Raw genomic sequence first — 11,603 nt, forward strand, 5'->3', positions numbered from 1 at the left:
CCCCTGCTCCCCCTGCTCCCCCTGCTCCCCCTGCTCCCCCTGCTCCCCCTGCTCCCCCTGCTCCCCCTGCTCCCCCTGCTCCCCCTGCTTCCCCTGCTTCCCCTGCTCCCTCATCCCCCATTCCCCATTCCCCATTCCCCACTCCCCATTGCCAATATTTTGAAAACTGTAGTCGCCAATTATGCGTTAGATAAGTTAAAGATTGAAATAGCTGGAAATTCAGACCCAGCGTACCCTCATTTATCCTCTGGGACAGACTGGGCAATAAGTTCAGCGAATTTTCTCCCAAGCAGACAGTTTATGTGAGGATTAAATCACTGCCCTAAGCGTGACCTTTTACCTTGACAATTTGCAAAAATTACCTCAATTTGACTGTTTAGCTTAGTAGCTCTTCTTTTTATTGAAATTTCCATGTCAACTCTCGTCATCGTCGAATCTCCAACCAAAGCTCGTACCATTCGCAACTACCTGCCAGCAGGCTATCGGGTGGAGGCGTCTATGGGTCATGTACGTGACCTACCCCAGTCGGCTAGTGAAATTCCCGCTGCCGTCAAAGGGGAATCATGGGCGCAGCTAGGGGTAAATGTGGACGCCGACTTTGAACCGGTATATGTTGTCCCGAAAGACAAAAAGAAAATTGTCACCCAGCTTAAAGAAGCCCTCAAAGATGTAGATGAACTGATTCTGGCAACGGACGAAGACCGGGAAGGTGAAAGCATTAGTTGGCATTTATACCAATTGCTGAAGCCGAAAGTTCCAACTAAACGGATGGTGTTTCACGAAATAACCCAAGAGGCGATCAAAAAAGCTCTGAAAAACTGCCGCAATATTGATGAGCAGTTGGTTCGCGCCCAAGAAACGCGGCGGATTTTAGATCGACTGGTGGGTTATACCCTGTCTCCCTTGCTATGGAAAAAAATCGCCTGGGGATTATCTGCTGGGCGGGTGCAATCTGTAGCTGTGCGACTTTTAGTCACTAGAGAACGCCAACGTCGCGCTTTCCATGAGGGTACATACTGGGATTTGAAAGCCAGTTTGTCAAAGGAAAAAATGCCCTTTGGTGCTCAGTTGGTAACATTGGCAGGAACCAAAATCGCTAACGGCAGTGATTTTGACGCAACGACCGGAGAAATTACCGCCGGTCGCAATGTCTTGTTGCTAAACGAAGACGAAGCGATCGCCCTCAAGGAACGCCTAACCGGGAAAACCTGGAGTGTTACCGACATGGAAGAACGCCCAGTGACGCGCAAACCGTCGCCACCGTTCACCACCTCGACGTTGCAACAAGAATCTAACCGGAAATTGCGCCTCTCAGCCCGTGACACGATGCGGGTTGCCCAGAATTTGTACGAGCAGGGGTATATTACCTATATGCGGACAGATTCGGTGCATTTGTCAGATCAAGCGATCGCAGCTGCTCGAAGTTGTGTAGAAAAGCTTTATGGTCAACAATACCTCAGTCCCCAACCCCGGCAATACACCACCAAATCTAAAGGCGCACAAGAAGCGCACGAAGCCATTCGTCCAGCAGGTAGCACCTTCCGCACGCCCCAAGAAACTCCTTTGGGCGGTCGAGAACTTGCTATCTACGATTTGATTTGGAAGCGGACTGTCGCCTGTCAAATGGCTGATTCCCGCCAAACTCAAATTACTGTGCAATTGCAAGTCGAGGATGCTGGATTCCGTTCTTCTGGCAAACGGATTGAGTTTCCAGGATACTTACGTGCCTACGTCGAAGGTTCAGACGACCCAGAAGCAGCACTGGAAGACCAGGAAGTAATTTTGCCGAATCTGAAAGTGGGAGATCATCCCAATTGTACAGACTTAGAAGCAGTTGGACACGAAACCCAACCGCCAGCTAGATACACCGAAGCAACTTTGGTAAAAACCTTAGAAAGCGAAGGTATCGGTCGTCCCAGTACCTACGCCAGCATTATTGGCACGATCATCGATAAGGGTTATGCCCATTTGGTGAGTAATGCTCTGATTCCCACCTTCACCGCTTTCGCCGTCACCGACTTACTGGAAAAACATTTCCCGGACGTTGTTGATCCCAGCTTTACCTCGAAGATGGAGCAAACCCTGGATGATATTGCCACAGGTGAAGCGAAATGGCTACCTTACTTGCAGCAATTCTATCTGGGAGAGAAAGGGCTGGAAACCCTGGTAAAAGAACGGGAAAGTCAAATTGATGCCACCAAAGCTAGGACTGTAGAACTAGAAAATCTAGATGCCAAAGTCCGCATTGGGAAATATGGCCCCTACATTGAAGTCGAAAATGGTGACGGGGTTATCACCGCTTCAATTCCCAAAGACTTGACACCAGCCGACCTCGACCCCAAACAGGTAGAAGTATTGCTGCGACAAAAAATCACAGGGCCTGACCAGGTAGGTCGGCATCCCGAAACTGGCGAACCGATTTATGTGAAAATTGGTACTTATGGGCCTTATGTTCAATTGGGTGACAAAACCGACGAAAACCCCAAGCCGAAACAAGCTTCCTTACTCAAAGGTGTTACCCCAGAAACCGTTACCCTGGAAATGGCTGTTGGTCTGTTGGCACTACCCCGGACATTGGGAGTTCATCCAGTTACTGGCGGCAAAATCCAAGCAAGTTTGGGGCGCTTTGGCCCTTATGTGGTTCATGACCAGGGTAAGGAGGGGAAAGACTACCGTTCCCTAAAAGCTGCTGATAATGTATTGACAATTAGCTTAAAACGTGCATTAGAATTATTGTCTGAGCCAAAAAAAGGACGCAGTTCCACAAACAGCAAGTCTAAGGCAGCTTTACGCGAATTGGGTACACATCCAGATGATGCAGAAACAATTAACATTTACGATGGGCCTTATGGGCCTTACATCAAGCATGGCAAAACTAATGTGAGTATTCCAGAAGGTCAAACGGTAGAAAATATAACCTTGGCTGAGGCGCTGAACTTGTTGTCAGCTAAAGCATCAACAGCAAAATCGACTCGCAAAACGACTAAATCAACGACTTCTAAATCTAAGTCAACTGCTAAGTCAACAACGTCTACGAAAAAAAAGGGTACAAAAGCCTAATTGTAAGTCAGCTAATTTTGGATTTTGGATTTTGGATTTTGGATTAAAAGAATTTTGGGGTTCATCCCCCGCGCCTTGTAAGCGAAAGAAATCTCAAATCATAAATCTAAAATTCGTAGTCAAGAGTCCAAAGCCCGATCCTTAACTCTTGACCCTTGATATCCATCCTTGATAGGATGCAGTTCAGTAGGTGCAAGTGTGATACTCTAAAAAGTAAGGGAAAACACAACGCCAAATTTTAGAAGTGGCTTATGTCCCAAACACGGGATTGTGTATCAGCCCGGTTGGAAGCCAGAGGTGCGAAAATATGCGAATTTCTGCGTACCTGTTAATCAAAAATTGAGGTAGTATCTCAGGAGCCGTCAGTTCATGGACTATATAGAAAAGGTGCTGGAAAAGGTTAAGGAATTAGCACGGAGGCTAATTGAGAGCCTGTTTGGGCCAGAGGTAGAACCGGAACCGGAACTGATTCCGATTCCTGTAAACGATCGCTCGCGTCGTCGCCACTAATCTCAAAGTGCTAAACTCGACGTTGCAACCCTTAAGCATTCTGGCACTGCATGGGCCAAACTTAAATTTGCTAGGACAGCGAGAACCAGGAATTTATGGTGCGTTGACTCTAGCTGAAATTAACCGCCTGTTAGAAGAAGAAGGATTCAAGTTACAGGCGAAAGTTTTTTCTATGCAGTCAAATCATGAAGGAATTTTGGTAGATACTATTCACGGTGCATTAGGACAACATCACGGGATTTTGATTAATGCAGGAGCATATACCCACACAAGTGTGGCATTGCGAGATGCGATCGCGGCTGTTAACTTGCCCACAGTCGAAGTACATTTGAGTAATATTTACCGTCGAGAAGATTTTCGCCATCATTCGTACATCGCCCCAGTAGCAATTGGGCAAATAAGCGGTTTTGGCGCACAAAGTTACTTGTTGGGCTTACAAGCTTTGGTGAATCATTTGAGAGTTAAGAGTTAGGAGTTATAAGTTAGGAGTTAGCAATTGGTAGGTGGTAGTAAAGTTAGGAATTAGCAATATTTCATTAACTCCTCACTCCTCACTTTTAACTAGATAATTTATGCGTTATTCTCCTATAAGTCGGTTTAAAGGTACTTTACTCGGAGCATTGCTGGGGGAAAGTTTAGCGACTGGTGATATACAGTCTCAGAGTTACCAGGATTTGGGCAGAATGGCGGTTCTAGGTACCCAGAGTTTGATTGCGCTGGGTAGATTAGATTTAGATGATTGGATAGCGCGTCAGCAACAAGAATCTCTTCATTTAGCAGCAGTTGATGACATATCGATCAAAATAATTATTGCGACACTACCAATAGCACTTTTTTTTCACGAAAATCCAATTAAGCTGCGACAAAACTTGCTGCATGTCCTAAAAATCTGGGAAGATGACCCAATAGTAAGGGATGGAACGCTAGCAGTAGGATATGCGATCGCTCTTGCTTTAACTGAAAAACTCAACCCCCTAACCCTCATCCCACAAACAATTTCTTTTCTCGAAGAAACACCGACATCAATACCAAAAAAATTATTAACAGTTCAAAGTTTATTAGAGCAAGGGGCGGGATTGTCAAGGGCGCAAGCTGAGTTTGCTAAGGAAGAACAAGTAAGTAATACTATTGCTATGGCATTTTACTGCTTTTTAAGTACCTTGGAAGACTTTCGGCTGGCAGTTTTGCGAGCTAATTACAATGGCAATTTCATGGAAGATTCTACACCTCTAAGCTTACAGGCTACAGGTGTAATTACTGGTGCTTTATCAGGAGCATATAACGGTATAGGTGGAATTCCTGTAAATTGGCAAGTCTTGCTCTTACAGAGGAATTCTCCCAGATGGGGATTAACTAGCTTTTCCCAAATGTTAAAATTGATCGATGCATTTGTGGCGGTGTGGTCAGGAGTGTATGATATTGGCTTAAATCCACGGGAGTTAACACAGGAGGGATGTGAGCTAGCTTTACTTTCAGTTTACGCAGCTCCTCGCGTTATTCGGTCGCGTTAACAATAATTCGTAATTCGTAATTCGTAATTCGTAATTAGCGCCCGCCACCGTAGTTGCAGCCGCAAATCAAATTTCCCTGATGATTGTCTTTTTTTGAGGTATCAAAGTCGGCAATTGCAGGCAGAGATAATGAAAATGCAGCAATTTTTGCAGTTCTTAACCCAGCAATTGACTAACTGGCGGCGACAGTATAAAGGACTACGCCGTAAAGGAAAGTTAATGAGAAGTGCCAAAAGCAAAACCCATAGAAGAGAACTTCTAAGGACTGTGCTTAAGAATGTAATTCTATTTTTATCAAAAACCAACGATAAAAGCGAGCGGCGAAAACAAGAAAGAGCGCTCCAGTTAAAAACAAAATCGGTCAAAACTAAGAGTACTATTTATAGAGTCTGTTTAAATTGGCTACATCAACAGCGTTCTTTGGTAATTTTAGCGATCGCTCTAGTGTCCCTGACTGGCATTATGGGACATAAATTATACAACCAGACTCAAATTCAAGTAGGAAATCCCGCGCCCCAAACAATTACAGCGCCTTACACAGCTAACATTGAAGATCAGAAAAAAACAGAATCACAGCGCCAAGCGGTTAGTCAAACATCGTTACAAGTGTTGATGGTTGATGCGCGAATGAACGAACAAATCAAGGAAAATTTGCAACAACTTCTAGATGATGGCAATGAGATTCGCGCCGTTGCTGGAGCAATTCCTTTTTTTACTCCTGTAGTTTTGTCCATCTCTACCCAGCGTTACCTCCGCTCTTGTCCTGATTCGGAATGGCAAGGAATGCTAGTAGCTGTAGAAAATACTAAAAATCACCAAAAGAAAGCAACAGGACGAACTGTTGCCTCATCCGCATCTAATCAGCCACCAACGCCACAGAAGATAAAGCCTGTTGATTTTTCTCAAAACACTGACTTTACTCAAGCAGTAGCAGAACTAGAATCTTACCGCGTCACAACTTCTGAGAAAAACTTATCTTTAGTGATTGCCCAAATTTCCCAAGCACGCCAAAGATACACCCAAGCCACTGCCAAACTTTTACAGTTAGAGACTGTTACCCCAGAAGCAGTATACGAGGAATCCCTACTTTTGGATTTGTCAGATGCAGAGTGGGAAACAACCCAAATGGGAATCCATCAGAGTGCAGAACGGATTCTCACCCAAGGCATCCCACAAGGACTGCCAAAAAATATATTACAGGATGCGGTGAGTTTACAATTGCAGTCCTTTGTACCAGAATCAGCCGAATCTTTGGCAAAGAAGCTGTTGTTAGCTGTACTCAAGCCGAATCTGCAAAAAGATGAAGAACAAACCAAACAAAACGCTCAAAAGGCTGCTGCTGGAGTACCACCCGTGATGATGAAGGTACGGTATGGCCAGGTGATTGTCAGAAAAGGAGCGCAGATTACTGCATGGAATTTTAAGGTGCTGGAGCATTATCACCTGGTTCACCGGCAGGTAAAATGGCACGAGTTAGTGAAGTTAGCAGGTGTAATTGCGATCGCCATTGCCCTGATTGTCTGGGTAGAACGGCATATTGATTACGAATTGCGACAACGCGATCGCTTATTGGTGTTATTGCTAACTCTGAGTGTGCCAGGGTTGGTAACGATGGGATTGCCTTATACCACCTGGAGCGCCGTTGGTTTATTGTTGGGAAGCTTTTACGGCCCCACTTTGGCTTTGACTGTTGTCGGACTGCTGTTGCCGATATTAGCTATTAGCTTGGATATAAGCAAGGCTGCGCTTTTAGCTGGTGTAGGGGGAGGAATATTAGGTAGTTACATAGCGCAACGATTGCGATCGCGTGAGGAATTGGCATTATTGGGTGTTGCGATCGCTTTAACTCAGGGCGGCATTTATCTGGTTGTTAAAATCTTAATTGGTCAAGCATTTGGTTCAACGTGGTATCTTGTCCTCCGAGAAGCCGGATTGTTTGCTTTATCCGGTTTAGGCTGGAGTGTTATCGCTTTAGGGTTGAGTCCTTATCTAGAAAAAGTTTTCGATTTAGTTACTCCAATCCGTTTAGCGGAGTTGGCAAACCCTAACCGCCCTTTATTAAAACGACTTGCTACAGAAACTCCTGGAACTTTTCAACACACGCTGTTTGTCGCTACCCTTGCCGAAGCTGCTGCCAAACAACTAGGATGCAATGTGGAACTAGTCAGGGCTGGAACATTGTATCACGATATTGGCAAAATGCACGACCCCCTTGGCTTTATTGAAAATCAAATGGGGAGTCCGAATAAACATGATACAGAGATTAAAGATCCTTGGAAGAGTGCAGAAATTATCAAAAAGCACGTAACTGAAGGGTTGGTGATGGCGCGTAAACACCTTTTACCGACAGCAATTCAAGCTTTTATTCCAGAGCATCAGGGAACGATGCTAATTGCATATTTCCATCATCAAGCCCAGCAAATGGCTCAAGAAGATCCAAGTTTAATAGTAGACGACGCAGATTTTCGCTACAATGGGCCAATTCCCCAATCACGGGAAACCGGAATAGTCATGTTAGCAGATTCTTGCGAAGCGGCGCTGCGATCGCTCGAAGCATCGGCTAAACCTCTGTCCGAGAAGCGATCCTTTAAAGATGTCTCGACTGAACAAGCTTTAACAATGTTAAACAATATTCTGCGTGCCAAATGGCAAGACAATCAACTCGTAGATTCAGGACTAACACGAGAAGAAATGTCAAAAATTGCCCAGATATTTGTAGATGTTTGGCAACAATTTCATCATAAACGGATTGCTTACCCGAAGTTGAACGCTAATGGCACTGGGCGGAATTCCTAATTAAGAAACTTAGGTTTAACGGGAGCATCCCGTCAGGTGCAAAAACCTTGATAGCCCTCATCCCCTACCCCCAAATCCAATCATTTGGGAGAGGGGGAACTAGAATTATGTCTCCCCTCTCCCATGATATGGGAGAGGGGCTGAGGGTGAGGGAAAAGATTTAAGCCGGTTTGGAACTCAAAGTTTGCTGTTTGGAACTCGAAGTTTGATGTTCCGAACTCAAAGTTTGCTGTTCCAAGAGAACTACGCTTGGATAATAAAATCAGATGCCTTGAGAATTGGCGCACCAGTTAGAGTCACAAATAGACCACCACTGCCGAAACCAGCCGTGCTACCATTTTCGTTGTAGAACAACTGCCCACTCACAGGATTGTAGACAATTTTCGCCGTGCTAGTCGCCGCTCCCGAAGTGATTTCAAAATCACTCTCGTTACTAAAACCTATTCCCGGAACAGAAGTAATTGTATTAAAGGTAGCCTTAGCCAGTACAATCTTGTCACTTTGTGTAGTAGCTGCAAAAAATCCACCGGAGAACCCACTAATACTATCTAGACCAACATCAGCACTCTTAAAAGCAACATCAGTGTTGTAAATGAATCTGTCAAGACCCTCACCACCTGTGAGTACGTCATTGCCAGCACCACCGATGAGGGTATCATTGCCAGCATCACCGAAGAGGGTATCATTACCAGTTCCACCCCGCAGCAAATCATTGCCACTATTGCCGTGAATGATGTCATCACCTCCCTGACCATTAATCACATCGCCGGAGTTTTTAAAACCCGTAATGTTATTGTTAAGGTCATTGAGGAATGTAACAGTGTTCGGGTTAAATAAGTCAGTTTGAGTGGAGTTGGCATCGAAGACATCAAAACTGTCAACGATGCCCGTCTGGTTATCAAACAGAATATTGCCAATAGCTGGGACAGTATCAGATGCTGGTAAATTATTCAAGTTTTCTAACAAGAAGTTTTCTAGAATGATTTTGGTATTGCTTGTATTTTCAAAAGTGAATTCTAGATTCTTGCCATTTTGATTTAATTGCAGATTTTTAGCAGTCAATCCTAATCTACTAAAATCCAAGGTATCAACTTCAGCAATTACTGCCGCTGATGGATTTGAACCAATACCTACGCCGCCAAAGTCGGTTATGGTGTCGATGCCATCACCTGTTGAGAAGATGAAGTTGTCTCGACCACCATTACCAGTGAGCTTGTCGTTACCACCTTTGCCCTCGATGATGTTGTTGTTGGGTGTGCCGATGAGGATATCTGCATCAGGCGTACCCGTGATCAATTTCTGGACAAAACCCAAAGTTGTGGTAGCCACTGCACTGGTGTTACTAAAATCTTGCCCATCATCGACGACAAACTCAATTGTGGTGTTAACAGTGGTAGCTTTACTGTTGTAGGTAACGGTGCTGAGGACTTGTCGATAATTAGCAATGGTATCCGTGCCGCTAAGGGTGAGAGCGCCTATGGTAGGGTTGTAGGTAGCGGTGATGTTGCCGATGACAGTGGCATTGAGACTTTCGCCTGCGCCATTCAAGAGATTGGTAATGGTGATGGTGGCACCAGCTAGGGTAGTGTTGTTGTCGCTTAGAGTGAACTTGCTATCGATGATGGAGAGGGGAGCGCCCCTAAAGCTGGTGCTAAAATCAATACCCTGTGAGTTGCCGTTGAGGTCGAGAACGGGGGCGCGGTTGCCAAACACCACGTAGCTTTGCCCTGAGGTTATGTCGTTGGGGTCGGCAAAGGGTGCCCCGATAATCAGGTCGTCAATACCGTCGCCGTTGATATCTTTGGCACTGCTAACAGAGTAGCCTGAACGGTCATCTGGATTGATGCCGTTGATGGCAAAGCCCGACGTGCTGTTGAGGGTGGAAAGGTTGAGTTTGGCACCAAAACCCTCCTTGCTGCCAAACACCACGTAGCTTTGCCCTGAACTGGTACCGTTGGGGTCGGCACCATTTGTCCCGATAATTAGGTCATCAATGCCGTCGCCGTTGATATCTCCGGCACTGCTAACAGAGTCGCCCAACAAGCCGTCATCTTTATTAATGCCGTTGATGACGAAGCCGTTAGTGCCGTTGAGGGTGGAAAGGTTGAATTGGGCAGCAAAACTTTTTTTGCTACCAAACACCACGTAGGTTTGCCCTGAATTGTCGCCGTTGGGGTCGGCAAAGGGTGCCCCAATAATCAGGTCGTCAATACCGTCGCCGTTGATGTCTTTGGCACTGCTAACAGAGTAGCCTGAACGGTCTTCTGGATTGATGCCGTTGATGGCAAAGCCATTTGTGCCGTTGAGGGTGGAGAGGTTCAATTGGGCAGCAAAACTTTTTTTGCTGCCAAACACCACGTAGCTTTGCCCTGAAAAGTCCTTGGCGGAGGCAAAGGGTGCCCCGATAATCAGGTCGTCAATACCGTCGCCGTTGATGTCTCCGGCACTGCTAACATTGCCTGAGGAGTCATCTGGATTGATGCCGTTGATGGCAAAGCCATTTGTGCCGTTGAGGGTGGTGAGGTTGAATTGGGCAGCAAAACTTTTTTTGCTGCCAAACACCACGTAGCTTTGCCCTGAAGAACTGCCGTTGGGGGAGGCAAAGGATGCCCCGATAATCAGGTCGTCAATGCCGTCCCCGTTGATGTCTCCCGCACTGCTAACAGAGGTGCCTAAGGAGTCATTTGGATTGATGCCGTTGATGGCAAAGCCCGACGTGCCGTTGAGGGTGGAGAGGTTGAATTGGGCAGCAAAACTTTTCTTGCTGCCAAATACCACGTAACTTTGCCCTGAGGTGATGCCGTTGGGAGAGGCACCATCTGCGCCGATAATCAGGTCGTCTATACCGTCGCCGTTGATGTCTCCGGCACTGCTAACATTGCCTGACAAGTCACCTGCATTGATGCCGTTGATGGCAAAGCCCGACGTGCCGTTGAGGGTGGAGAGGTAGAATTGGGCAGCAAAACTTTTCTTGCTGCCAAACACCACGTAGGTTTGCCCTGAGGAGTCGCCGTTGGGGTCGGCACCATCTGCCCCGATAATCAGGTCTTCTAGACCGTCGCCGTTGATGTCGCCGGCACTGGTAACCTTGCCTGAACGGTCATCTGGGTTGATGCCGTTGATGGCAAAGCCATTTGTGCCGTTGAGGTTAGATAAGTTGAAAACTGAATTTGCCATGAGTTCGTCCTTTTGTTTTGAGAACTAAAAATTTAAACAATTGAAGTTAAAGTCAGAATGACTGTTGAGTGTTAACCTTTATAGGCAGTTCTTGCTCTTAGCAGTTCTTGCAGTCCGAGAAAAATTCTGGAATACAAGATGCCATTCGGGTCTCAACCCGCTAAATTTATTTATGGTCAAGGGAAAAATATTTATTTCGAGATGCGTTGCACGAAAAATAATGCGTCCACGGTCTAAGACCCCTACTTTGAAGTATGGGGTTTCCCCTCTGCTAAGAGCAAGAACTACCCCCATGCCTCTTGTTGACAGGAAGCAGTCTACATGATAGTATATAGCACTTTTTGTGTAATTTAATAAACAGGGGTTGACAGTTGTCGGACTGCTGTTGCCGATATTAGCTTGGATATCAGCAAGGCTGCGCTTTTAGCTGGTGTCGGGGGAGGAATATTAGGTAGTTACAAGGAATACTGGGAAGTTTGAAAGCCCCTAAAGAACAGGTACGCAGTACCGCATTCTGTCATCGACGGTAGGGGATGAAAAACGCCTCAG

At 45.9% G+C, this 11,603-nt stretch carries 6 protein-coding genes; 5 read left to right on the forward strand and 1 reads right to left on the reverse strand.

The window, feature by feature from the left end; all coding sequences use genetic code 11:
• The first annotated feature begins 411 nt into the window (after positions 1-411).
• The 5 genes from topA (at position 412) to V7K32_RS10920 (ending at position 7,877) form a co-directional block, all read left to right on the forward strand.
• Complete coding sequence (gene topA / locus V7K32_RS10900; protein ID WP_334992996.1) at positions 412-3,060, forward strand: type I DNA topoisomerase; 2,649 nt, start codon at positions 412-414, stop codon at positions 3,058-3,060.
• A gap of 369 nt (positions 3,061-3,429) precedes the next feature.
• Positions 3,430-3,570 carry a hypothetical protein gene (locus V7K32_RS10905; protein ID WP_334992998.1) on the forward strand — a complete coding sequence of 47 codons (141 nt, stop codon included), beginning with the start codon at positions 3,430-3,432 and terminating at the stop codon, positions 3,568-3,570.
• Between the two features lie 7 nt (positions 3,571-3,577).
• Entirely contained in the window at positions 3,578-4,042 is a 465-nt protein-coding gene (gene aroQ, locus V7K32_RS10910) for a type II 3-dehydroquinate dehydratase (RefSeq protein WP_334993000.1), read from the forward strand.
• Between the two features lie 100 nt (positions 4,043-4,142).
• Positions 4,143-5,081 carry an ADP-ribosylglycohydrolase family protein gene (locus V7K32_RS10915; protein ID WP_334993002.1) on the forward strand — a complete coding sequence of 313 codons (939 nt, stop codon included), beginning with the start codon at positions 4,143-4,145 and terminating at the stop codon, positions 5,079-5,081.
• A gap of 129 nt (positions 5,082-5,210) precedes the next feature.
• Positions 5,211-7,877, forward strand: coding sequence for an HD family phosphohydrolase (locus V7K32_RS10920; protein ID WP_334993004.1), 2,667 nt, complete (start codon positions 5,211-5,213; stop codon positions 7,875-7,877).
• A gap of 243 nt (positions 7,878-8,120) precedes the next feature.
• On the opposite strand, the gene V7K32_RS10925 is transcribed toward V7K32_RS10920, so the two are convergent.
• Entirely contained in the window at positions 8,121-11,054 is a 2,934-nt protein-coding gene (locus V7K32_RS10925; protein ID WP_334993006.1) for a beta strand repeat-containing protein, read from the reverse strand.
• Between the last annotated feature and the right edge of the window lie 549 nt (positions 11,055-11,603).

This window comes from Nostoc sp., from assembly GCF_036917635.1.
Taxonomy (GTDB): Bacteria; Cyanobacteriota; Cyanobacteriia; order Cyanobacteriales; family Nostocaceae; genus Nostoc.

Bases quoted from the DNA above. Each gene is read 5' to 3' on its own strand.
- topA (WP_334992996.1), top strand. From the start codon at position 412: ATGTCAACTCTCGTCATCGTCGAATCTCCAACCAAAGCTCGTACCATT.
- V7K32_RS10905 (WP_334992998.1), top strand. From the start codon at position 3,430: ATGGACTATATAGAAAAGGTGCTGGAAAAGGTTAAGGAATTAGCACGG.
- V7K32_RS10915 (WP_334993002.1), top strand. From the start codon at position 4,143: ATGCGTTATTCTCCTATAAGTCGGTTTAAAGGTACTTTACTCGGAGCA.
- V7K32_RS10920 (WP_334993004.1), top strand. From the start codon at position 5,211: ATGAAAATGCAGCAATTTTTGCAGTTCTTAACCCAGCAATTGACTAAC.
- V7K32_RS10925 (WP_334993006.1), bottom strand. From the start codon at position 11,054: ATGGCAAATTCAGTTTTCAACTTATCTAACCTCAACGGCACAAATGGC.